At 66.1% G+C, this 22490-nt stretch carries 20 protein-coding genes and 1 pseudogene; 4 read left to right on the top strand and 17 right to left on the bottom strand.

Translation table 11 applies throughout. From position 1 onward, the window contains the following. Together DBZ45_RS05115 and DBZ45_RS05110 are read left to right on the top strand one after the other, a co-directional pair. Positions 1-1491 carry an NAD-dependent succinate-semialdehyde dehydrogenase gene (locus tag DBZ45_RS05115; RefSeq protein ID WP_111902854.1) on the top strand — a complete coding sequence of 497 codons (1491 nt, stop codon included), beginning with the start codon at positions 1-3 and terminating at the stop codon, positions 1489-1491. A gap of 24 nt (positions 1492-1515) precedes the next feature. After that, the gene (locus DBZ45_RS05110) at positions 1516-2997 is read left to right on the top strand and encodes an MFS transporter (protein WP_223256934.1); all 1482 of its coding nucleotides are present in this window, start codon (positions 1516-1518) and stop codon (positions 2995-2997) included. 146 nt (positions 2998-3143) lie between these two features. Here the strand turns inward: DBZ45_RS05110 and DBZ45_RS05105 are convergent, their stop codons facing one another. The 4 genes from DBZ45_RS05105 to DBZ45_RS22895 form a co-directional block, all read right to left on the bottom strand. Further along, entirely contained in the window at positions 3144-3827 is a 684-nt protein-coding gene (locus tag DBZ45_RS05105) for a haloacid dehalogenase type II (protein ID WP_111902853.1), read from the bottom strand. Between the two features lie 546 nt (positions 3828-4373). Next, a complete protein-coding gene (locus tag DBZ45_RS05100; RefSeq protein ID WP_111902852.1) occupies positions 4374-5453 on the bottom strand; it encodes a glycerophosphodiester phosphodiesterase family protein in 1080 nt (359 codons plus the stop codon). 112 nt (positions 5454-5565) lie between these two features. Beyond that, positions 5566-6513: an SAM-dependent methyltransferase gene (locus DBZ45_RS05095; RefSeq protein WP_111902851.1), complete on the bottom strand. Its 948-nt coding sequence runs from the start codon at positions 6511-6513 to the stop codon at positions 5566-5568. Positions 6514-6583: 70 nt separating this feature from the next. Then, positions 6584-6733 (bottom strand): hypothetical protein, encoded by a 150-nt coding sequence (locus tag DBZ45_RS22895; protein WP_190243018.1) that lies wholly within the window; start codon positions 6731-6733, stop codon positions 6584-6586. Positions 6734-6799: 66 nt separating this feature from the next. On the opposite strand from DBZ45_RS22895, the pseudogene DBZ45_RS05090 reads away from it, so the two are divergent. Beyond that, a pseudogene (locus DBZ45_RS05090) lies at positions 6800-7197 on the top strand (homocysteine S-methyltransferase family protein). Here DBZ45_RS05090 and DBZ45_RS05085 read toward each other — a convergent pair. The 9 genes from DBZ45_RS05085 to DBZ45_RS05045 form a co-directional block, all read right to left on the bottom strand. Next, positions 7194-8600 (bottom strand): glycoside hydrolase family 32 protein, encoded by a 1407-nt coding sequence (locus DBZ45_RS05085; protein ID WP_111902850.1) that lies wholly within the window; start codon positions 8598-8600, stop codon positions 7194-7196. The pseudogene DBZ45_RS05090 and the gene DBZ45_RS05085 sit on opposite strands and share 4 nt — an antisense overlap. Before the next feature lie 25 nt (positions 8601-8625). Then, positions 8626-9990, bottom strand: coding sequence for a glycoside hydrolase family 172 protein (locus DBZ45_RS05080; protein ID WP_111902849.1), 1365 nt, complete (start codon positions 9988-9990; stop codon positions 8626-8628). Between the two features lie 28 nt (positions 9991-10018). After that, positions 10019-10906 (bottom strand): carbohydrate ABC transporter permease, encoded by an 888-nt coding sequence (locus DBZ45_RS05075; RefSeq protein ID WP_111902848.1) that lies wholly within the window; start codon positions 10904-10906, stop codon positions 10019-10021. Further along, positions 10899-11855 (bottom strand): carbohydrate ABC transporter permease, encoded by a 957-nt coding sequence (locus tag DBZ45_RS05070; protein ID WP_111902847.1) that lies wholly within the window; start codon positions 11853-11855, stop codon positions 10899-10901. The genes DBZ45_RS05075 and DBZ45_RS05070 overlap by 8 nt, the downstream gene beginning before the upstream one ends. Continuing rightward, a complete protein-coding gene (locus DBZ45_RS05065) occupies positions 11852-13156 on the bottom strand; it encodes an ABC transporter substrate-binding protein (protein WP_190243017.1) in 1305 nt (434 codons plus the stop codon). The genes DBZ45_RS05070 and DBZ45_RS05065 overlap by 4 nt, the downstream gene beginning before the upstream one ends. A gap of 94 nt (positions 13157-13250) precedes the next feature. After that, positions 13251-14246: a LacI family DNA-binding transcriptional regulator gene (locus DBZ45_RS05060; RefSeq protein WP_111902845.1), complete on the bottom strand. Its 996-nt coding sequence runs from the start codon at positions 14244-14246 to the stop codon at positions 13251-13253. Positions 14247-14341: 95 nt separating this feature from the next. Then, positions 14342-15346: a LacI family DNA-binding transcriptional regulator gene (locus DBZ45_RS05055; RefSeq protein ID WP_111902844.1), complete on the bottom strand. Its 1005-nt coding sequence runs from the start codon at positions 15344-15346 to the stop codon at positions 14342-14344. Between the two features lie 54 nt (positions 15347-15400). Next, the gene (locus tag DBZ45_RS05050) at positions 15401-16519 is read right to left on the bottom strand and encodes a hypothetical protein (protein ID WP_111902843.1); all 1119 of its coding nucleotides are present in this window, start codon (positions 16517-16519) and stop codon (positions 15401-15403) included. A 21-nt stretch (positions 16520-16540) separates the two neighbouring features. Then, positions 16541-17611 (bottom strand): GmrSD restriction endonuclease domain-containing protein, encoded by a 1071-nt coding sequence (locus DBZ45_RS05045; protein ID WP_190243016.1) that lies wholly within the window; start codon positions 17609-17611, stop codon positions 16541-16543. 297 nt (positions 17612-17908) lie between these two features. Between DBZ45_RS05045 and DBZ45_RS05040 the strand changes: the two genes are divergently transcribed. Then, positions 17909-18229, top strand: a complete 321-nt coding sequence (locus tag DBZ45_RS05040; RefSeq protein WP_111902841.1) for a GYD domain-containing protein — start codon at positions 17909-17911, stop codon at positions 18227-18229. A 104-nt stretch (positions 18230-18333) separates the two neighbouring features. Here the strand turns inward: DBZ45_RS05040 and DBZ45_RS05035 are convergent, their stop codons facing one another. The 4 genes from DBZ45_RS05035 to DBZ45_RS05020 form a co-directional block, all read right to left on the bottom strand. Beyond that, positions 18334-18831 (bottom strand): DinB family protein, encoded by a 498-nt coding sequence (locus tag DBZ45_RS05035; RefSeq protein WP_111902840.1) that lies wholly within the window; start codon positions 18829-18831, stop codon positions 18334-18336. 80 nt (positions 18832-18911) lie between these two features. Continuing rightward, on the bottom strand, positions 18912-19223 hold the full coding sequence (locus DBZ45_RS05030) for a hypothetical protein (protein ID WP_111902839.1): 312 nt from the start codon (positions 19221-19223) through the stop codon (positions 18912-18914). Positions 19224-19445: 222 nt separating this feature from the next. Continuing rightward, on the bottom strand, positions 19446-20693 hold the full coding sequence (locus tag DBZ45_RS05025) for a S8 family serine peptidase (RefSeq protein WP_111902838.1): 1248 nt from the start codon (positions 20691-20693) through the stop codon (positions 19446-19448). A gap of 334 nt (positions 20694-21027) precedes the next feature. After that, a complete protein-coding gene (locus DBZ45_RS05020) occupies positions 21028-22473 on the bottom strand; it encodes an SLC13 family permease (protein WP_111902837.1) in 1446 nt (481 codons plus the stop codon). Positions 22474-22490 lie beyond the last annotated feature (17 nt).

Here is a 22490-nt window from a genome sequence, read left to right as displayed (position 1 = left end):
ATGACTACCCAGACCACCAACGCCCGCACCTCGCAGCAGGCACTGGATGCCATCGCCAAGGTCAGCACCGGCCTGTTCATCGACGGCGAGTGGGCGGAAGCGACCTCCGGCAAGCGTTTCGACGTCGTCAACCCCGCCACCGAAGAGGTCATCGCCACGGTGGCCGACGGCGGGCCGGAGGACGCCCAGCGCGCCATCGCAACCGCGGGCCGCGTGCAGAAGGAGTGGGCCAAGACCGCGCCGCGGGAGCGCAGCGAGATCCTGCGCCGCGCCTATGACCTGATCATGGCCCGACAGGACGAGCTGGCCCTCATCATGACCTCGGAGATGGGCAAGCCCTTCGCCGAGGCCAAGGGCGAGGTGGCCTACGCCGCCGAGTTCTTCCGATGGTTCTCCGAGGAGGCCGTGCGAATCGGCGGCGATCTCACCACCACCGGTGACGGCAAGAACCGGATCCTCGTCTCCAAGGAGCCCGTGGGCCCATGCGTGCTGGTCACGCCGTGGAACTTCCCGCTGGCCATGGGCACGCGTAAGATCGGCCCCGCCATCGCCGCAGGCTGCACCATGGTGTTCAAGCCCGCCAACCTGACGCCGCTGTCCTCCCTGGCGCTGGTGGACATCCTCATCGAGGCCGGGCTGCCCAAGGGCGTCCTCAACGTGGTGTGCACCACCAAGGCCTCGGACGTGGTGTCGCCGTGGATGTCCAGCGGCATTGCCCGCAAGGTCAGCTTCACCGGATCGACCGGGGTGGGAGTGCGCCTGCTGGAGCAGGCCGCCGAGCACGTCATGCGCTCCTCGATGGAACTGGGCGGCAACGCGCCGTTCATCGTGTTCGAGGACGCGGACCTGGACCGCGCCGTGGAAGGCGCCGTCGCCGCGAAGATGCGCAACATGGGCGAGGCCTGCACCGCCGCCAACCGGCTCTTCGTGCAGCGCCCCGTCGCCGACGAGTTCGCACGCAAGCTGGCCGCCCGCTTGGGCGCACTGCAGGTGGGCGACGGCGCCGAGTCGGGGACCGACGTCGGACCCCTCGTCGAGGAGAAGGCGCTCACCAAGGTGCAGGAACTGGTGGACGACGCCGTCGCCAAGGGTGCCACCGTGGTGTGCGGCGGCTCCCGTCCGGAGCGGCCCGGCTACTTCTACTCACCCACGGTGCTGTCCGGGGTGAGCCCGGAGTCGGACCTGATGAGCCAGGAAATCTTCGGACCGGTGGCCCCCGTGGTGCCGTTCGACACCGAGGAGGAAGTCACCCGGCTGGCCAACGACACCCCGTGGGGACTGGTGGGCTACCTGTTCACGCAAGATGTGGACCGCGGCTTCCGGATGGGCGATGCCCTGGAGGTGGGCATGGTGGGCCTCAACACCGGGATCGTATCCAACCCAGCGGCACCGTTCGGCGGAGTCAAGGCCTCCGGTCTGGGCCGTGAAGGCGGACGCGTGGGGATCGAGGAATTCCTCGAGACCAAGTACATGGCAGTGCCCCGCGGCTGACCCCGCATACCCAGGCGGCAACCAATGAAAACCACTTTCCTGAAGGACGAACCAATGATGACCAGTCCCCAGCCGGTGCAGGACATGCATCCGGAACCAGACACCGCGCCCGGTGCGGAACCCTGCACCCAGGCGGGCAAGCAGGCGCTGCACCGTTCCATCCTCGGATCGGCGCTGGGCAACGCCGTCGAATGGTTCGACTACGGCGTTTACGGCTACCTGACCATCTACATGGCCACCAACTTTTTCGGTTCGGCGAAGGGCGACGGCGGGCTCGGCGTCACGCTGACGCTCGCCACCCTGGCGCTGTCCTTCCTGGTCCGGCCGCTGGGCGGCCTGATCCTGGGGCCGCTGGGGGACAGGGTGGGCCGGCAGAAGGTTATGGTGCTCACAGTGACCCTGATGACCCTGGCCACCGGGGCAATCGGCCTGCTGCCGACGCTGGACACGGTGGGCCTGCTCGCGCCGGTGCTGCTGCTGGTCTGCCGCCTGGTGCAGGGCTTCTCCGCCGGCGGTGAATACGGCGGCGCGGCGGTGTACATGGCGGAGTCGGCCCCGGACCGGCGCCGCGGATTCCTGGGCTCCTTCCTGGAGTTCGGCACCACGGTCGGGTTCATGCTGGCCGCGATCGTGTGCACCATGCTGATCGCCATCGTGGGCGACGGCGGCATGGAGGCCGGCTGGTGGCGGTTGCCGTTCCTGCTGACCATCCCGCTGGGCCTCACCGCGCTGTGGATCCGCACCCGGCTGGTGGAGGCGCCGGTGTTCTCCGAGGCCTCCCAGCACAAGGAGACCATCAAGTCGCCGCTGCGGCACGTCCTGCGCAACAACTGGCGGCAACTGCTGATCCTGGCGGGCTTCGTGGTGCTGCTGAACGTGGCATTCTACCTGATCTTGGGCTACATGCCCACGTATCTGAGCGGCCAGCTGGGGCACAGCACGGCGCAGGGCAACTGGATGCTGGTGGCCATCATGGCCCTGATGCTGGTGGCCATTCCCCCGGTGGGCGCACTGTCCGACCGCGTGGGGCGCAAGCCGCTGCTGCTCACAGCTGCGGTCGGCTACACGCTCCTGTCCGTGCCGGCGGTGATGCTGCTGGGCATGCAGAACCTGCTCCTGCAGTTCCTGGGCCTGGCCGTGCTGGGCTTCCTGCTGGTGATCCTGGTCGCCTCGGTGTCCTCGACGCTGCCGGCGCTGTTCCCCACGGCCGTGCGGTACACGGGTTTTGCCATTGCCTACAACTTTTCCACGGCGTTCTTCGCGGGACCGTCGCAGACCGTGGCCAACCAGCTGATTGAGACCACGGGCAACCAGTTGGTGCCGGGCTGGTACATGGCGATTGCCGGTGTGATCGGTCTGGTGAGTGTCCTCTGCATGAGGGAGACCGCGCAGGCCACGCTCCGCGGCGAGGAGCTCCCGGGTGCGCCCGGATCCGTTGGCCTGCCCAAGCCGAGCTACGTGGAACGGAACCGCCAGGACGCTGAGGCGAAGCGCGCCAGCTTCTAAATTGACTCCGGTTCTGAACCGAACCGGCTGGCTGAGCCTTGTCCCCCGCGGGCCCAGCTGACTCGCAGCTAATGTCGTTTTAAACGCCCAGGACGATATCAGCTGCGGGTCAGTTGGGGTTAAGGGGCGGCCGCCGGAGGCAGCGTTCAACCCGCGGCGCTGGCCAGCGCGCCGGCCAGGTCCGGCAGGGACGACGCCGTGCAGTCGGGTGCGGTGAAGTACGCCGGGTAGGGCGCGCCCGAGCGGTTTATCCAGGCGGTCTGCAGCCCGGCCCGTGCGGCACCGTGGATGTCCCAGGGATGGACCGCCGCCAGGAGTAGCTGCTCCGGATCGGCACCGCAGGTCCTGGCGGCGTGGTCGTAGGCCGCGCGGGCTGGCTTCCATGCCGGGGCATCCTCGACCGATAGAGGAAGGTCGAAGCTGTCCCGGATTCCGGCGGCGTTGAAAAGCCTCTCCGCGACGCTGGCGGAGCCGTTGGTGAGCGTGACCAGACGGTAGCCGGAAGCCTTCAGAGCGGACACGCCGTCCGGTACATCGGGATGGAGCCCCAGGCCGGCCATGCCCTGCATGATGTGGTCCACGGCGGCGTCGGTCTCCCTGTTCAGGTCCGAGCCGGTGAGCAGTCCGCGCAGTGCCTCCGCCCCGATTTCGGCGAAGGTCTTATTGTCGCCGGCCGCGGCGAGGGCGAAGCCGTCGCGAAGGAGGGTGGCGAACCACAGCTTGGCGAGCGTCCTCGGTGCACCGGTTTCGGCGAACCGGTCGGCCAGCGGCGACAAGTCGGACAGGGTTTCGTTGACGTCAAAGATGATGACCGTCGGTTGTTTAGGCACGGGTGCGGCTCCATCTGCAACGGCTAGTCACGCCCAGTCTCGCGCAGCTTGGGTGCCGGCGGAAGGCCTTGCGGGGAGCGGTTACCGGGTGAGAAGGACTTCAAGTTCGTCGGGAAGCTCCATCGCCAGTGAGCCGTGTGGGAATCGCGGAGGTAAGCGATGCTGTCCTCTCCATCGAACGCCATCACCAACGGCAACCGAGCAGCCCATGGGCTAATTGTAGTGTTCCGCGGCCCGGGTCCGCGCCAGAAGCTGTTCTGTGGAGAGCCCGTCGATTCCGGGCCGTCCCCTTTCCGCAAACCGGCGGGAAAAGTAGTCTGCGATCATGCTGAATCGTATTTGCGGCCCGCCGCAAACGTTCCCCCCAAACGGAGACGCAAGAACGACACTGGGCCATTTCTCGTCTCCCCAACTCATCGGTTGCTCCATAACTGCCCTTCTGGAGCCGCAAAACGGCGGTTATGGAGCAATCGATAGAAGAAATGACGACGGCAGGCCGCCCTCAAAGGGGACGGCCGGCCGTCGTACGTTCTAGCAGTAAAGCGCCTAGCCAGCCGCAGCGTAAGCCTTCGGCAGCTTCAGCCCCCGCTCCTCCATGAGGGTGCGCAGGCGGGTGGGGTAGTCGGTGATGATGCCGTCCACGCCGAGGTCCATCAGGTTCGCCATGTCCGCGGTGGTGTTCACGGTCCACGGGATGACGGGCAGGCCGTACTCGTGGGCTTCCGCGATCATCTGCGGGGTGACGGAACGGAACATGGGGGAGATGACGTCGTAGCCCAGGGCCTTGGCGGCCTTGGCGAGGGAGCCGTCGTAATCGTCGATGTCGATGCCGCCCAGCTCCGGGGCCGCGCCGGGCTTGCCCACCTGCAGCCACCCGTCGCCGCTGGAGAGCGCCACGACCGGCAGCTGCGGGGCGATCTTCCTGGTGTAGTTTAGCGTTGACCAGTCGAACGACTGCACCGTGGTGCGGCCGGACATCCCCGCCATGTAGATCTCGGTGACCACGGCCTTGGTGAGCGTCACGGAACTCTCGCCGCCGGCCTGGCCGTCCTCCACCTTGGTCTCCACGTTGAAGCGGACCTTCTTGGCGCCGAGGTCACGCACCAGCTGGAACACATCCTTGAGTTCGGCGATGCGGTTGCCCTCGATCACCTGCTGCTCCGGGTATCCGGCAAGCTGGGTGTAGCCACAGTTGAGGGTCCTGATCTGGGCCAGCGACAGCTCCGCCACCCGGTCGCCGGCGTAGGGGAACTCGGGGTCGTTCGGCGTGGCCGGCGCGGTGTCCGCGCACTTGTTGGCCTGCATCGTGTCGTCGTGCCAGACGATCACCTTGCCGTCCTCGGTCAGGTGGGTGTCCAGTTCGAGCGTGCTCACGCCCAGCTTCAGCGAGTTCGCGAAGGCGGCCAGCGATTCCTCGGTCCACTCGCCGCGGCCGCCGCGGTGCGACTGCAGGTCGAAGGAGCCGTTGCCTTCGTTCGTCTTGATGGCGGACGTGGCGGTACGGGCAGCGTTCGACGACGGCGTGCCGGCGTCCGCCGACGGGGCAGCGACGGCGGGGCCAGCCGTCGAGCCGATGGCTGCGGTGAAAAGCGCGACGGCGGCCGCTGCGGTCAGGACTTTGCGCATGGTTTTGGTTCCTCCCGGATGACGGTGGCCGGCGCTGAGCCGCCGACCCGTTCACCCTAGGAAGGCCAAGTGGCCTGCGGTCTTCAGGAAGGTGGCGCTGAGGTGAACAGGCTCACGGCAGCCAGGCGGTGACGAAGCCGCCCCGGGACTGGTCCTGGTTTGGCTGGCCAAGCGCTGTTTCGCCTGGTCCGGGCTGCTCTGCATCGGGCCCGCCAACAGAGGCGTCCAGCGACAGCACGCGGCCGTACATCGAACAGAGCTCCTCCACCGTGTGCCCGCTGCACCGCCAGCCTGCTGGTTCGAGCAGCTCCACCGGGTCCGGCGGATCGGCCCGCGCCAGCAGCTCGCTCATGGGCAGGCCCGTCTGTTCACTGAACTCGCGCAGCTTGGCTTCTATGTCATCCGTCTTCGGCAGGGCCACGGCCCGCTCAATTACCGCCCGCGATCCCGGCGCCGACAGCGCCGCAACTTCGCCCAGCAAGGTTTGCTGTGAGCCGGCATCCAGGTACGGCAGTAGGCCCTCGAGGACCCAGGTGGTGGGCTGCCCAGGATCAAAGCCTGTGGCGAGGAGCGCCTCCCGCCACGGCACGGAAAGGTTGGCGGGCAGACTGATCAGGTCGCACGCGGGCTCCGCCGAAAGCCGGCTCATCACATGGGCCTTGAAGTCCAGAACGTTGGCGCTGTCAATCTCAATGACCTTGGCGCCCTCCGGCCAGCGCAGCCGGAACGCCCTGGTGTCGAGGCCCGCACCGAGAACCACCGTCTGCGGGGTGGGCGAGTCGGACTGCAGGAAGTCGTCGATGAACCGGGTCCGCATCCCGATGTAGATGGACGCGAGCAGGAGCGGCTGCTGCAGGGGAGGGGCCTCCGCCGGTTCCGCCGGCCACACCGTCGGCAGGTCCAGGTGGGAGCGGGCGGCAACCACCAGGGCGGAGGCGAACGGATCCGCCACCAACGGGTCGGCCCGTGACGTCTCAACGGCACGGCCCGCGGCCACTGCAAGGGCTGTCAATGGCAGCCCTTGGTCCTCGAGTTCGGTACTGCCTGTAGGTTCAGTCATGCCTCGCCTCCCGCCGTCGTGGATTACTGCTGGCGAGCCTACCCCCGGCGGCAAGGGAACCCCATGCTTGTCATGCCTGCGCGGCGCTGTCCCACCAGCCTTCCCAAGCAGCGGACGTGAGCTGGCCCTGGGGGAAATCGGTGTGCGACCCGGCCTCGCCAATTTGTGAGTTTCCGTCAGTGCGCGAGGTGAAGAACAGGTTCAAGGTATTCCAAAGCATGGCTATTTCCTCTCAATCGACCTGCGGACGGACCGTCTCTCAGGTAGGAATTAGCGTAGCCACGGCATGTTTCACTGGGACGACTCAACGTTTCGTTTTTGTATCCGTCTGCTCACGCTGCAGCACAGGGGGATTGAGCCCCTGGGGGCGCTCATGGAAGAGTTCTACGTCGAAGGCTGGCTCTCGTTCACGCTGCGGGACGGCGGGCACATCAGCGACGGTACGCCGCGGGCGCAGGTGGCAAAGCTCAGCAGGGCGCAGCCGCTCGTTGTGGCCATTGGCGTGAACTGTCAACAGCTCCCGGCCTTGCTGACGGGACCGCGATCTGGCGTGAACTTGGTGCCCGCCTCGTTGGCGGGTGCTGCCGGACAACCCCGAAGGATATTGCTGTCCACTGCGGCCGCAATTCCTGCACACGGATCGCGGCCGCAGGGGAAGCCGAGACTTCCCGACGGCGGTGTTAGCCGAGGATGTACGGCAGCGAGGTCGCAGCCAGATACAGATCCTCCTCGTCGGCCTCCTCGTTTGCCGCCGCTCTGCTGACCGGCGTGGCCACAGTGCTGAGCAGGGGAGTTCCGGCAGCACCGCTCACGCTCAGCGTCACCGGTGACTCCGCGATTGGCAGCGGCACCGCCATGATCCCGTGCCGGCCGGAGAGTTCCAGCACGCCGGCGTCGATGATCAGGCGCAACTCGGACTCCTTATCCGCAGGGAGGAACGATTCGGCGAAGTCGGCGTTCCCGTCGACCGTCACCCGGATGCCCTCGCCGTCGTGACTGACGGTGGCCAGGATCGCGGCCTCGGAACGGGACAAGCCTCCTTCGGCAGCCGACAGGCGGATGACGGTCCCGGCGGTGACGGTGCAGCGCAGGTCCGCGCCGCCGTCGAGCACGGTCTCGAAAACCCCGGGACGCATCTCCTCCAGCCGGCCCGGCTGCGAGTAGTTGGCAAGGTCCGCGTGCGGCGTGGCCACCAGGACGTCGCCGTCGAGGTTCAGGGTGTGCGGGATGCTGAGCGCGCTGGCCCACTTCCCGCCGGGGTCCAGCACGCCGCGGACCCAGAAGATCAAGGACGGTGTACCGTCCTTGTCCCGGAAGAAGGACGGTGCGTAGTAGCTCTTGCCAAAGCTGAGCTGGCCCCACGACCGGGCGGTGAACTGTCCGCCGGCGTAGCTGCCCACGCCGTAGGCCACGTAGTGCAGCACGTCGTCCTCCCAGATGGAGGTGACCAGGACGTGTGAGCCGTCGATCTCGAACAGCTGCGGGCATTCCCACATGGTGCCGGTCCAGACGGGGTCCTTTTTGGTGCCGTTCCGCTGCGCGGCGATCCCGTCCAGGGTCCATTCGGCGAGATCGGGCGAGCTGTAGGAAACCGCGGCGGCCGTCCCGCCCTCCAGCCCGGCGCCTACGAACATGCGCCATTGTTCGCCGTCGCGGAAAACGAACGGGTCCCGGTAAGCCACCACGCCAAGGTCCGGCGCAGTCATTAGTTTCGCGCCCTTGGTCCACGTGTTCCAGGAGGCGTCTTCAGGCGTGGCGGTGCGGACCGTGCCGATGCCAATCTCGGGTTCGGTGACCGACGTGTAGAACATGGTGGCAGCACCATCCGGGCCGGTGACGATGGAACCCGACCAGACGCCGTCGTCCCCTTCCCCGGGTGCCACCGCAACACCCTGCTCGGTCCAGGCGATCAGGTCCAGAGAGGTGGCGTGGCCCCAGTGGCAGTTGGGCGCCCACGTGGTGCGGCCGGGAACATACTGATAGAAGAGGTGGTACTGGCCGTCCTTCCAGGTCACGCCCAGCGGGTCGTTGATCCACCCCTCGGCGGCGGTGAAGTGGAGGGCGGGGCGGGGGTCCTGCGTGTTCATGCTGATCCTTCCGTGCGGTGGGTGGTCAGAGGGCCGGAACGCTGCTGGCGGCGAGGTACCGTTGCCGGATTTCCCGCGCCTGCTCGGCGTTGGCCTTCTCCCATTCGTCAATCTCTGCCCGCCGTTCGTTCCGGACGGCGTCGCGCGCCTCCGTGAACCGCTGCATCCGCTCGGCGGCCGCGTCCCGCGCGGCCTGCTGGGTGGGCGTCAGTTCCGGCAGGGGACGTTCTTCCACCTGGTCGCGCGGCCGCAGCGGCAGGCGTTCCTCGACGGGGTCGATGTCCAGCGTCGGGGAGGGGAGGGTCTGGTACCAGTAGGCGGTGGAGGACCAGTCATCGGAGAGGTGGTTGGCGTGGCCGTGCTCGAAGGTGACCTTGATGCGCTTCTGGAACCTGATGGGGTCAGTCATGTGGAAGCGGTAGCTGTGGTGGAAGCCGGGGACGTTTTCCTCGTGGACCATGGTGCCGTTCATGAGGAAGGCGTTGTGCTGCATGCCCCAGGCGTGGCCGAAGTAGTCCTCCATGCCGGTGCCGTGGAGGCTGGGCGGCCAGGTGTCGTCGTCGATGAAGATCATGTCGTCTCCCTCACCCCACCAGGAGCCTTGGAAGTGACGGACGGCGAGGTTGCAGCCCACGTAGTGGCCCTGGCCCTCCGTCTCCAGGACCACGTAGTTGTCCTCACCGGTGAGGTTGGGGATGGCCACCTCAATGCTGTTGGTCTGCAGGTCCGGCGCCCAGCCGGCGTTGGGCTTCTGCCGGCGCCAGTGGGCGTGGAAGTAGGCGGTGTCCTCGGGAAGGGGGTCGGTGTAGAGCTCGTAGTCGATGTAGAAGTACTGCAGGTACGGGATATCGTTCTGGTTTTCGACGACGATCCGGGCCCGGGAGTTGAACGGCATCTCGAAGTAGCTGTTGAACGCTGCACTGCCGCCGAAGGTGTTCAGTTCCCCTTCCTTGGCCGAGACGGAGAGCGGGAGGGAGTCGTAGGAGCCGGACAGGGAGTTCAGCAGTCCGAAGAAGTCGCCCAGGGGTGCGATGACGCTGGGGGTGTCCTGGCCGTCCCAGTACATTTTGAGGACGATCTTGCGGTAGTAGTCCGGGTCCACCACTTCCCAACTAACGCCGAGGGCGTTGTGGATTTCCAGCATGGGCACGCCCACCAGTTCCGGGGAGATCTGGCCGGGGCCCGGCTGGATCCGGCACGACTGGGTCATCCAGATGTGGGTGATGGCGCCTGGGCCTTCAATGTCGGCCAGGACCCGTTCCTCGCCGGGCATGATAATCCAGTTGTCGCGGTTGCGGCCGGTCTGGTCCCAGCTGGAGGCGCGGGCGGTGCGGGCGGTGGAGAGCTTGGTCAGGCTTGAGAGCAGACCGGAGCGCGGTGATGAAGCCAAGGTGGTGTCCCTTTCGAAGAGTGGTGTTTTAGCCTTTGACGGCTGACTGGGTGAGGCTTGCGATGATCCACCGCTGGGCCACGAGGAAGACGATGAGTGCCGGGGCGATCGCGATGGTGGTTGCCGCCATCACCTGGGCCACGTTCCCTGCGCCGTAGGGGCCGAGCATCAGGACCAGGCCCAGCGGGAGGGTGGCGGTGTCGGTGCTGTTGAGGAAGATTGACGGGGCGAAGTAGGCATTCCAGCTGCCCAGGAACGTGATGACGCCGAGCGTGCTGACTGCGTTCTTGGCCAGGGGCAGCGCGATCAGGCGATAGGTCTGCCACGCGGTGGCACCGTCCATTCGGGCGGCGTCGATGATTTCCTGCGGCAGCCCCAGGAAGAACTGCCGGAGCAGGAATACGCCCAGTGCCCCGGTGATGCCGGGCAGGATCAGGCTGAGCGGGTTGTCCAGGAGGCCGAACGTCCGCATCAGGAGGAACAGCGGAATGATGGTCACCTGAGCCGGCACCATCAGCGAGGACAGCAGTCCCACAAAGATCGAGTTGCGGCCGGGGAATTCCAGCTTGGCGAAGGCATATCCCGCCATGGGTGCCGTGATGATCATGCCGACGCTCACCGCGATGGCGATGACTGCGCTGTTGAACATGTTCCGGAGGATAGGCACGGGTCCCGTGACGGCCCCGGCATAGTTGGACCAGTCCCATTCCGTGGGCAGCCACTGCGGCGGCAGGTCGTACGCGTGGCTGGCGTCCCGGAGCGATGTGGTGAACATCCACAGGAAGGGGGCCACCATGCCGATGGCACCGAGGATCAGGAGAGCCACGGAAACGGACTTCCCGACGCCGGGCCGCCGTCGTACGGCTTTTCCGGCACCTTTGCGGGACGCAAGGATTGGGGCGTTGAGATTACTCATTGTTCACCCATGACTTCCTGAGGCGGAACTGGACCATGGTCACCAGCATGATGATCAGGAACAGTGTCACCGCGATAGCTGAGGCATAGCCCATGTCGAACTTGTTAAAGGCCACCTCGGCGATGTACATGACCACGCTGCGGCTGGCATCGCCCGGGCCGCCCCTGGTCAGCACGATGATGGATTCGTAGATCTGGAACGCGCCGATGATGGTGATGGTGATGTTGAAGAACGTTGCCTGGCTGATCATCGGCAGGACGATCCGGCGGAAGACCTGCCATTCGTTGGCTCCGTCCATGCGGGCGGCCTCTACCATGTCCTTGGGGACTTCCTGCAGGGCTGCCACGTAGATCAGCATGGCGAACCCCACGTTCCGCCAAGTGTCCACGATGATCACGGAGACCTTGGAGAACTCGGAACTGTTGAGCCAGTCGATCCGTTCCCCACCCATAGCGGTGATGTAGTAATTCAGGATGCCCGTATCCTTCTGGAACAGTGCCTGCCAGATGATGGACACGTACACGAGGGCCACGAGGTAGGGAAAGAAATACGCCGAGCGGAACACGTAGGTCAGGGCCCGGGGGAGCCGCTGGTTGATCAGGACGGCGAACAGGAGCGCGAAGCCGTTGATAAGGACGACGGCGGCCCCGACGTAGAGGACCGTGTTGCCGTAGGTGGTGGCCAGCCGTTCGTCCCGGAACATCCGGGCGTAGTTGTCGAGGCCCACGAACTTCGGTGCCGTCAGGATGTTGTACTTGGTGAGGCTGAGGTAGAGGGCGGCGACCAGTGGTCCCAGGACGAAAACCAGGAACCCGATGACGGTGGGTGCCGTGAAGGCGTACCCGGTGAGGGCTTCCCGACGGCGGGCGCCGCTGAGGTGCGCGGGGCGCCTCCCGCGCCCGGAAGGGGGCGCAGGCAGTGGCGCGGTCTTGTGGGCGGTGACAGTCACTGCTGCAACGCCTCCTCAACATCCTTTTCGGCCTTTTCCAGCGAGGAGCCGATGTCCTGGCCGGACATGATCTCGTCCATGGCCCGCATGAACGCGGGGTCCAGCACGTTGTAGGCGCGGGGAGCAGCTACCGGCTTGGCGTAGGACAGGGAGTTATAGAACTCGTCCGCGTGCTTTGGGGAGGCAAGGAACTCCGGTGTTGAAGCGGCAGTCTTGGTGGACGGAACGGCGGCGCCGGCGTCGGCCCATTGCTTCTGCGTCTGCTGGTCGGTGAGCATCTTGATGAACTCCCAGGACAGCGCCGGGTTCTCGGATGTCTTGGAGATGGCGAACGCTCCGGCGCCGAACACCGTGGACTTGGTGGTTCCCTTCGGCCACGGGAGGATGTCGTAGTCGGAGAAGCCTGCCTTCGCGAACCCGCCCGTGACGAAGTGGCCGGCGCCGGTCATGGCTGCCTTGCCCGCGGGGAACAACTGGTAGGGGTCCGCTCCCTTGGGCTGCGGCGACACTCCGTGCTCGGTGACCAGGTCGCGGACCCAGCCAAGTGTCTCCTTGACCTTCGGATCGGTGAGCTGTGCTGTTTGCAGGTCAGCGCTCATCATGGACGTGCCGTTCGAGTACAGCCACGGGGTGATGCCGAAGGAGTAGTACGGCATGGCGAACCCGTACACTTTGTTAGCGCCGGAGCCCGTGGTCAGCTTCTTGGCGATCGCCAGGAAGTCATCCCAGGTCCAGTCATCGCTGGGCCGTTCGATACCGGCCGCCTTGAACATTTTGGTGTTGTAGTAGATGACCATGGTGTTGAACGTGTTGGGCATCAGGTAGGTGGAGCCGTCCTTGCTGAATCCCTCCAGCAGTTTCGGGTCGATGTCTTTCCGCAGGGATGCTGCCTCGGGGTCGTTCTTGAGGAAGCCGTCCAGGGGAGTGAACAGCTCGTTGGACATGCCGAGCTCCACACCTTCGGTGGCGATGTTGATGACGTCCGGCGCCTGCCCTGCTGCGGCCTGGGTGACGAGCTTGTTGACGTATTCGGTCCATGTGGTGATGGGGGTGAAGTTGTTGTTCACCGTTACGTTCGGGTACTTCTCCTTGAAGCGCTTGGCGACGCCGTCGTACACGGCTTTGTCTCCCGGGTCGCCCCAGTTGGAGACGGAGATGGTAGCCGTGATGTCCTTTGCCGGGGCCGTGTATGGTCCGTCTGCTGCCGGCGCCGAGGAATCCGTGCTGCTTCCGCAGGCGGTGAGGGCCAGCAGGGCCGCGGCGGCCGCCGCGGCGATGGACGTGCGGACTGTTTTTCTCATGTGATGCTCCTTTGCATGCGGCGCAGAGGCGCGCTGACGGGATGCGGTGGGGTGTGCGGATGTCATTTGAGGGGGCAGGTACTGGGTGGTGCAGCTATTCGGTCGAGCGGCGGAACTCGATCTCGGATTCGAGCCGGAGGGTCCTGGTGGGAGCAGAAGGGCTCTCGAGACGCCGCAGCAGCAAGCTGACAGCGCTCTCGCCGAGTTGGAACGCCGGCTGGCGGACGGTGGTGATCTGGGGCTGGAACAAGTCCGAATAAGTGAAGCCGTCGAACGTGGCGAAGGCCATGTTCCCGGGCACCCGCAGCCCTTCGTGCTGGACGGCCCGCAGAGCCCCGGCCGCCAGAAGCGTGCTGCAGGCCAGGATCGCGGTCGGGCGCTTTGGCCCGGCCGCCAGCAGTGGCCGGACCCGGTCGAAAGTGGCGGCTGCGGTGACCGTGCCTTCGCACAGCAAGCCTTCCCGCGCTTTCAGGCCCAGCCGCTGCATGGCGGCCCGGAAGCCGTCATGGCGCTCGCGGAGTGAGGAGACGCGCAGATCGCCCGAGACGAGCATGATCCGCTCGTGGCCGCGGTCGGCGAGGTGTTCAACCAGGGCAGCCATGGCGGACCGGTTGTTCACCCCCACCTGGTCCACGTCCAGGTCCGCGAGCCGGTCCAGCAGGACCAGCGGCTTCTTCTCGCCGCGGATCCGCTCAAGCAACCCGGCACTCGAGCCGGCTGCCCGGGCGATGATCAGGCCGTCGACCCTGCGGTCGAGGAGGGCCTCCACCGCAGCGCGTTCCCGGGCGGGATCTTCCGCCGAGTTCGCCAGCAGCAGGGACAGTCCGTGCTGTGCCGCGGCCTCTTCCACGCCGTGCACCATGTCCGCGAAGGCCGGCTCCCCGGCGTCCGACACGACGAGGCCGATCGAGTCGGTCCTGGCGCGGCGCATGGAGCGAGCCAGCGCGTCCCGTCGGTAACCGGTCGCCTGCACGGCGTCCATGACCCGGGCCTTGGTCTCCGGTTCGACGTGCCGGGTTTCGTTAAGGACGTGCGAGACGGTCGACGTCGACACGCCTGCCAGGGATGCGACGTCGACGATGGTTGCCACTGTTCCTCCTAGAAAAACGATTGCGCGAACGTTTCGATGGTAGGCGCAAACGTTTCGCTGTGCAATGGATCACAGGAAGATTTTCTGGAAGTTTTTTAGGAGGCAGACCGCGCGCCCGTGGAGGACCGGTATTCGATCATGGGCGCCAGCCGGACGATAGAGGGCTCGGCTGCCTTGTCGGCGATTCTCTTGGTCAGCAGCTCCGCGGCGGTGGCCCCCACCTCGAATGCGGGCTGCCGGACGGTGGTGAGCTGGGGTTCGAACAGCTCGGCGTAGGCGAAGCCGTCGAATGTGGCGAAGGCGATGTCCTCGGGCATGCGCAGCCCGCGCTGCTGGACGTGCCGAAGCGCGGCCGCGGCCAGGACGGTGCTGCAGGCGATCAGGGCTGTGGGACGGCTGGCGGCCGACAGCGCGGCGGCGATGCTGTCGTCGGTCTTTTCTGGCTCTGCGGTGGTGATGGCCATCTGCTTCTTTGCCGGGATCCCGGCAGCGGTCATGGCTTCGGTGAAGGCTTCGTGCCGTTCCCGGAGCGTGGAGACGCGGGTGTCGCCGGCCACGAGCAGGATCCGCTCATGTCCCTGCGACAGGAGGTGCTTCACGAGCTCCTTGGTGGGCTCGCGGTTTTCCACGCCCACCTGGTCGAACGGGTCCTCGGACAGCCGGTCCATCAGCACCAGCGGAGTGTCCTGGTTGGCGAATTCCGCCAGGGCGTCAGGTCCGGAGCCGGCTGCACGGGCGAGAATGATGCCGTCAACCCTGCGCTCCAGCAGGGTCCGCACAGCACGGGCTTCACGTCGCGGATCTTCGGCGGAATTGGCCAGCAGCAGCGTGATGCCCTGGCTGGTGGCGGTTTCCTCCACGCCACGGATCATTTCGGCGAAAGCCGGTTCACCGCCGTCGGAAACTATGAGCCCGATGCTGTCCGTCCGGGAGCGCCGCATGGCACGAGCGAGCGCGTCCTGGCGGTAGGACGTTTCCTCGATGGCTTTCAGTACGCGCTGCCGCGTCTCTTCGCCCACGTGTCGGGTGCCGTTCAGGACGTGGGAAACAGTGGAGATGGAGACGCCGGCAAGCTTGGCCACTTTTACCATCGTCGTCATCGTCGCCGCCCTCGGGAATCGTTTACGCGAACGTTTCGCGTAGCATCCGCCAGTTTACAGAGGCTGTCCCGTCCGGGCTGTTCCCCCGCCCTGGTACGTTGCGTCCGGCACCGGTCGCGCTCCCCAGGAGCTGAGGAGGGCGAGGCCTCCGGCTACCGCGGCGCTGAGCACCACCGCGCCCAGCCAGAGCGAGACCGGCCAGCGGATCGCGTCCGTCACCGCGAACGCCACGAGCTGGCCCGTCCACAGTAGTGCTGCGATGCCTGCCGTGACCGCCGGCAGCCTCCGAGTCAGCCAGACTTCCGGCACCCGGGTCAGCAGCAGGTCGACGACGACGGCGGCCACCGTCGCCCCCGCGGCCCCGGCGATCGAGTAGGGGCGCAGGCCGATCATCACCACGGGCAGCCAGGCCGCCGCCACCACCAGCAGGGTGACGATTCCGCGGGTAGGGCGCCGGGCGGAGGAGAGCGTGAAGAGGAACGGCGCGACGATCAGCGCCGTGGTCAGCAGGTAGCTCATCAGGGTAATGATCACCGGCATCTCGGCCTGAATGCGGCCGGGCGTGCCCACCGGCAACGGGGTGAACTCGGCCGTCGGCCCCGGCCGGACGAAGATGGAGGCGTAAACGAGGAAGAACGCCCCCAGCCCGGTCATGAGCACGACGGCGAACATCGCCGCCGGGGTCCACGCCAGGTCCGCGGGGTGGCCGGCTGCGCTGTGTTTTGTTGTGCTGTGGCCGGATGCCCGGGCGCTGCGCACGGCGGTGCCCAGGATGAGGAAGAGGCTGAAGCCGAGCAGCAGGTGGGTGGGGCTGACCAGGGCATCCAATGAAACCTCGATGCCGAGGAGCTCGTGCCACAGCAGGTCCAGGCCGCCGGCCAGGCCGAAGAGGACCACGCCCACCGCGGTCCCGCGGTATCCGGGCGGGGCAGCCTGCAGCAGCGGCTGCCCGGGTGTCCGGTTCCGCCAGATCACGACGGCGGTCCACGCCGCCGTCGCCAGCATGCCGGAGTAGAGGGCAGCGTGCCAGGGCGTGAAGAACGTCTCGAGGCTGGGCAGGTTAATGTGCGCCCAGCCGTCAAGAAAGACGGCCAGCAGCAGCCACAGGCCGAGGAGTTCGGTGACCAGGTCGCGGCGGCTGTCAGTTCTGGTGTTGCGCGCAGTCTCGAGCATCGTTGCCCACCTCCACGGAATCTATCCTGGCATCGAGCCCGGAACCGGTGGAGCAGAACTTGCCGGACCGGGTGCGGCCACCATCGCCACCGTTATGCCGCTGGCGATGCTGCCGGCCTTCAACGTGATCACCTCGGGCGGGCCGCCCGGCACCTCGCTGTACCACTGGTCCGACGTGCCGCTGGTGCCGCCGAGGAACTTGACGGTGTAGCTGCCCGGCGGCAGCCCGGTCAGTTCGTAACTTCCCTCCACCCGGACACGGGTCTCGCGGACCAGGGCGTGGTGTGCGTCGTACGCCTGCACCCCAATGTGGCTGTACGGGGTGCCGGACGGGGTAAAGATGCCTCCGATGATGGATGCCGGACCCCGGCCGGGGTTAAGGCCGAGGGGTGGAACGTAGACGGGCTTGTCACGGCAGTAGTTGTCCTCGGTTTCGTCGAGTTCGGTCATGAGCGCTTCGAACTCGGCCGGGTCTACGCTGAGGTTCCACCGGGCTTTCACCCAGACCCATTCTGCGGCGTAGTTGCAGCGGTAGCCGTCGATGGTCGGCCACCAATGGGCCGGGTCCGACGATCCCCGCTCCGCGTTCGTGCTCTCCGTCAGCACCCTCAGCGAGTAGCTGTTGGTCAGGTCGTTGGCGAAGTCGCGGCGCTGTTTGGCTGTCCACGCCCAAGCCCCGGAGTACCAGGCTTCCTCCAGTGGGACCATGTGCGCGACGTCCACATCAGCGGGATCGACCAGGACGTTCGCGTCCCAGACGGACACCCACTGCGGGTAGAGCACGGTGCAGGGTGAGGCGAGCGTATGCTCGCTGGCGCCGTCGATGATTACCCTTTCGCGGGTGGTGCAGCCGTCGGGCCCGACTATGGGGTATTCAAAGGCGGACTTATGGAATTCGGGACCTCGTGGCGCTTGGAGGACCAGGGTGTTCAGCAGCGCCTTGCCTATGGTCTGGCTTTCGAAGGGGTACCTGTTGGGAGCCGCCACGCTTTGATTGCCGGCGCCAGCCGCGAACTGCTCGGCCGGATTGGCGGCCCCGTTCCCGCAGAGTGCCAGAAGACTGGCCGCTACCAAAGTTGTGCAGTGCTTCACAGCTCGCTTCATCGCAATGCCCTGCCCTTTGCACGTCATGGTTGTGGCCGGATCCTACTCCGCCACAGCCAGCTGCAATAGACCTAAATTATGAATCCATGGCACGGGTTCCATGGAGCTCGCCGGGCCGCCAACCCGAGCCGCCCGCGGACTTTCCGGAGGACCGTTGTCAGTGCACGGAAGTGGGCCTACGCTGTGCGCACGGCCCCATTCGGGGACTGTTCCAGGACCTGCCGGCGAGGGTGCCAGCATGCCCGCGGGTGCCTGTGTCCTGGATATCGCGGAAGAGGAAAGACCATGACCAAGTATTTGTTTGAGGCCAATTACGTGGGTGAAGGAATCAAGGGGCTCATGCGCGAAGGCGGGACGGCGAGGCGTGCCGCGCTGACCGACGCCCTCAAGTCTGTTGGCGGTTCACTCGAGAGTTTCTACTACGCCTTCGGGGACACTGACGTCCTGGGCGTCTTCGATGTCCCCGATCCGGCTGGCGCGGCAGCCCTGTCGCTGATGATTAATTCGTCCGGCAACGTGAACGTCAGGCTGAAGCCGCTCTTGACGCCGGAGGAGATCGACGAGGCGGCAAAAAAGACCCCGTCCTACCGGGCCCCCGGTCAGTAGGGGCAGGTCAGTAGGGCGGGCTGTAGGGAAGCAACCTGCCCGCCTTGGTTTTGATGAAATGCCCGACGGCGCGAGCCGGCGGCGGGGGCCAGCCTCGGTCCCTGTCAGCGGCTGAGGATCTGCTCGCGCAGGATGTCCGCGTGCCCGCAGTGCTGGGCGAGTTCGCGCAGCATGTGCAGGTACACCCAGCGCAGCGGGAGCGGGCCGCGGCGGTTGCCGCTGACCATGTCGTCGAGGTCCAACTGCGACGCCGCCTGCCGCGATGCCTCGCAGGCGTTGCGGTGGGCGGCCTGGATTGTGGCGATGGTGTCCTGGTCCGCAAGGATGAACGACTCATCCGGCGTGGCCGGGATGCCGATTTCCACGCGTGAACGGCACGTGATCGCTTCGTCGAACCAGACCTTTTCCACGAAGGTCGCGTGCTTGACCAGGCCCAGCAGCGTTGTCCGGGACGGCACCAGGGACTGGCGTGCCTGCTCTTCGGTCAGCCCGTCGAGGCAGGCATTGAGCATGGCGCGGTGCTCATCAAGGAACGCGTCATACTGTGCACGCGCGGGCTGATTGGTGACGTCCTCGGCGAAGGTGGCGGGAAGGAAAGGCATGCAGGCAGTATGCCAAGAGCACGGTGCAGGAGCAATGACGGAACCTGCGGTCCCGTCCGTGAAATACAGCCGGTTCCCAGCTACTTCCACTCGAACAGGCGGCCCTCGGACTTGCCGTCGGCCACCTGGTACTCGAACAGGACTGCGATCCCGTTGAGGCGGCTCAACTCGTCGGACGTGGTTTCGCAGAACAACGCACCCCGCCCGGTGAGTTGCCCCGAACCGAAACTGGTTACGCCGTGGCCGGTTAGGGTGGCAGTCTGCCGGCCTGCGGTGGCGACAAAACCGTCATCGTTGCCGGCGACTGTGCCGCTGGGACGAATCGTGCCGACGTAGGTGACAGTGACGTCAACCTGGGCGCCGCAGAGCGTGCCGACCTGATGGTCGGTCACTTCGGTGCGCGGACCGCGGCCAGTGTCTTCCAGAACCCGCGTGCTGATGGTTTAGCCGGTGAGTTCACCGATTTGTTCTCCCAGCATCATGATCTCCTTTGATCGGCGGCTGGACCCAAAGCGATCCTGGTCAGGATCGCGCGTCTGATGATGACGAAGGCCGCCCCAGAGCGGTTTTCCTGCTCGGGGGCGGCCAGGACGGCCGGCAACGGACCGCCGTTGCTACGGGGCGGTGACGGCCTCGAACGTATCCACCCGGCCATGCGCCCAGTAGGTGCCCGTGCCAGCAACATCTTCGGCGCTGGATTCCACCTTTGCGCGGACTGATGTGTTCGTGGCGCCCGGGTGTGAGCTCCAGGCAAGAGCGGCAGTTGCAGCCACGATGGGTGCGGACATGGAGGTGCCGTTGCCCACGTCGTAACCGAAGGAGCGGTTGTTCTGCGTCCCGATCACGAACTTGTGGTTCGGGAACGTCGAGTAGACGTTGACCCCGGGTGCCGCGATGTCCACCCAGCTGGCCCCGTAGGTTGAGAAGGATGCTTTGACGTCCCTGTTGTCGGTAGCGGCAACGGCGATGACGTTGGGGTATGCGCCCGGGTAGATCTTGGTCTGGTTGCCGCCGTTGCCTGCTGCGGCAACCAGCACCACACCCTTGCTCCAGGCGTTGTTGACGGCGGTTTCGAGGGTGCGTGACGCCCGCACTCCGATGCTCATGTTGATCACCTTGGCGCCATTGTTGACGGCCCAGTTGATCCCGTTCGCAAGGCCCGAGCTGGAGCCAACCCCGCTGTCGTTGAGCACCTTGCCGGCCAGGATGGTGCATCCCGGGCAGACGCCGGCCACACCCTCGTTGTTGTGAGTGGCGGCGACAATGCCGGCAACATGGGTCCCGTGGCCGTAATTGTCTTCATTGCTTGTTGCACCGCTGAAGTTGGCCCGGAGGACAACCTTCGGGTTGATGTCCGGGTTGTCGGTTGCGACTCCCGAATCGAGAACGGCCACTTTAATGCCGTTGCCCGTCGTGACATCCCACGCTTCGACGGCGTCCACGTCGGCGTCCGGCGTGCCCGCCGGTACTGTCAGCGTGCCGGCGGTGTTGGTAAACGACTGGCCGGTGTTCTGCAGGGCGTACTGGCGCGGGAAATACGTGTCCGCTGTAGTGGCAGTAACCGACTCGTCCGGCTCGGCGTACTCAACTGCGGGGTTGCGGTTCAGGGCGTCGATCAGCTGGGATTCCTTACCGGCCGGAACCCTGACGACGCGGGCTCCGGTGCTCACGACGCCGGATCCCTCGCCGAGGCCCTGCCGGCGCAGGAGGCTGGCCGCGGCGCCGTTGTCGCGGAACTTGACGATGATTTGTCCGGTACCCGGCGAAGGCTCGGGGGCCGCCGCGGTGCCTGTGGCTGCCAGGCTGGTGGTGCCGAACCCGAGAACTGCAGCGGTGACACTGGCCATGATGAGTTTTTTCATGGGGTTATATTGCGCCAGCCTGCACCGGCTGGATAGACCTGTCCCCTATAAGACGGGGGCCTCACGTGTCTGTGAGCGCTGCCCTTACGCCGCCACCCAGGCCCGGACCGCCGCCTCTTCCTCCGGTACGTTGGGCCTGGCACGCCAAAAGGCAGGGCGGCTGAGCCGCCCTGCCTGTGGTGCGTACGGGTTCATTCCTGCGCCCGGCTTTCGGGCTACCTGTTGCGATGGAGTGCAGGGCCGTTCCGTCCGCTTGCCGGATGTGTATCCGGCAGTCCTGCCGGCCGGTGGTCACCGGCCGGCAGAAACCTGGTGAGTTCCATCCGGGAGGGGATCACATGATGCCGGTGGGTACCAGCAGGGCCCAGGCCAGGGCCGGCGCCGCGAGGACCACGCCGCCGGCGTACATCATGAGCTGCTTGTAGACGCGCTGGCGGTCGTTGTCGCGGGCGTTGGCGACGACGAGGGCGCCGTCGGTGGAGAAGGGGGAGACGTCCACCACGGTGGCCGCGATGGCGAGTGCTGCGACGGTTCCGGAGGCGCTCAGTGAGCTGGTTGCCAGCAGCGGGCCGGCCATGGGGATGAATGCGGTCAGCAGTGCCGTGGAGGAGGCGAACGCGGAGCCGACGCCGATGACGTAGCAAAGGACGAGGGCGATCAGGAGCGGTGCTCCCAGGGCGAGGGCCATCTCGGCGAGGGTGTCGATGACGCCGACGTGCTGGAGCAGTGAGACGTAGGTGATCATGCCGGCCACGAGCAGGACGGTGGACCAGGAAACGCCGCCGATAACGGTCTTGTGTTCCTTGATGTTGACGAAGGCCAGCAGGAGCCCGGCGGAGAGGGCAACGAATCCGATGGGCATGTGGAAGCCCAGGGTGCACACGAGGATCGCAGCGATCAGTGCGAGCGTGAAGATCTGCTGGCCCTGGGGACGTCCGGCGCGGGGCGTGTCCAGGCCGGCGTACTCGTTGGCGTGCTTGTCGCGCAGCTTGCCGAGGAGGGCGAACACCACGATGGTCAGGGCCGAAAGGATGAAGTTGAGGGCGAAGCTTGCCGTGAACAGCGCGCCCTGCTCGATGGGGAATCCGTTTTTCACGGAGATGTCATGCACCAGCACGCCGGCGACGGACAGCGGGGAGAAGCCGCCGGCGTGGGCTCCGTTGATGACGAAGGCGCCCATGAGGACCGGGTGGATGCGTGATTCGTAGGCAAGTCCCAGTGCTGCCGGGGCCAGGAGTGCGACGGCGGCCGGGGAGAAGGTGCCCAGCGCCGTCAGTGCGGCGGCCATGAGGAAGAACACCCACGGCAGGAGCATTGTCTTGCCCCTGACCAGGCGGACGCAGGTCTGGACGATGATGTCGATGGACCCGTTTCGCTGGGCCATGCTGAAGAAGTAGGTGACGCCGATGATCGTCAGGACGATGCTGGCCGGGAAGTCCTCAAGGATCTGCTTGTCGCTCATTCCGAGCATGAAGTAGCCGACGCCGAAGGAGGCAACCAGCCCCATCACGCCGATGTTCAGCGGCCATTTGGTGGCGACGACGAACATCACGACGAGAATGACGAGCGGGATGATCTGGGTGGCTGTCATGGTCGGCTCCGATTCCGAGGCGGCCGCGGGGCTGAACAAGACACCCCCGAACAGGAGGGCGGCCAGACCCAGAATAGCGGTGGCGACTACCGTCATCAGCAGGATACGGCGGCGACGGTTGGGCCGCGGGGAGCGGTCGTCGAGGGTGTCGGTGTCCAGGAGTGCTGGTTGTTCTTGAGTCTTAGTCATGATGCTGTCTCCTCGTT

It is taken from the genome of Arthrobacter globiformis (assembly GCF_003261175.1).
Classification (GTDB): domain Bacteria; phylum Actinomycetota; class Actinomycetes; order Actinomycetales; family Micrococcaceae; genus Arthrobacter; species Arthrobacter globiformis_A.
The sequence above is the reverse complement of the archived record's forward strand: the minus strand, read 5'-3'. Positions and strand labels throughout refer to the sequence as shown.

Excerpts from the sequence above, each read along its gene's own strand:
- DBZ45_RS05095 (WP_111902851.1), bottom strand. The coding sequence starts at position 6,513 with ATGACTGAACCTACAGGCAGTACCGAACTCGAGGACCAAGGGCTGCCA.
- DBZ45_RS22895 (WP_190243018.1), bottom strand. The coding sequence starts at position 6,733 with ATGCTTTGGAATACCTTGAACCTGTTCTTCACCTCGCGCACTGACGGA.
- DBZ45_RS05065 (WP_190243017.1), bottom strand. The coding sequence starts at position 13,156 with ATGAGAAAAACAGTCCGCACGTCCATCGCCGCGGCGGCCGCCGCGGCC.
- DBZ45_RS05100 (WP_111902852.1), bottom strand. The coding sequence starts at position 5,453 with ATGCGCAAAGTCCTGACCGCAGCGGCCGCCGTCGCGCTTTTCACCGCA.
- DBZ45_RS05075 (WP_111902848.1), bottom strand. The coding sequence starts at position 10,906 with ATGAGTAATCTCAACGCCCCAATCCTTGCGTCCCGCAAAGGTGCCGGA.
- DBZ45_RS05110 (WP_223256934.1), top strand. The coding sequence starts at position 1,516 with ATGAAAACCACTTTCCTGAAGGACGAACCAATGATGACCAGTCCCCAG.
- DBZ45_RS05055 (WP_111902844.1), bottom strand. The coding sequence starts at position 15,346 with ATGACGACGATGGTAAAAGTGGCCAAGCTTGCCGGCGTCTCCATCTCC.
- DBZ45_RS05020 (WP_111902837.1), bottom strand. The coding sequence starts at position 22,473 with ATGACTAAGACTCAAGAACAACCAGCACTCCTGGACACCGACACCCTC.
- DBZ45_RS05085 (WP_111902850.1), bottom strand. The coding sequence starts at position 8,600 with ATGAACACGCAGGACCCCCGCCCCGCCCTCCACTTCACCGCCGCCGAG.
- DBZ45_RS05115 (WP_111902854.1), top strand. The coding sequence starts at position 1 with ATGACTACCCAGACCACCAACGCCCGCACCTCGCAGCAGGCACTGGAT.
- DBZ45_RS05025 (WP_111902838.1), bottom strand. The coding sequence starts at position 20,693 with ATGAAAAAACTCATCATGGCCAGTGTCACCGCTGCAGTTCTCGGGTTC.
- DBZ45_RS05035 (WP_111902840.1), bottom strand. The coding sequence starts at position 18,831 with ATGCCTTTCCTTCCCGCCACCTTCGCCGAGGACGTCACCAATCAGCCC.
- DBZ45_RS05040 (WP_111902841.1), top strand. The coding sequence starts at position 17,909 with ATGACCAAGTATTTGTTTGAGGCCAATTACGTGGGTGAAGGAATCAAG.
- DBZ45_RS05050 (WP_111902843.1), bottom strand. The coding sequence starts at position 16,519 with ATGCTCGAGACTGCGCGCAACACCAGAACTGACAGCCGCCGCGACCTG.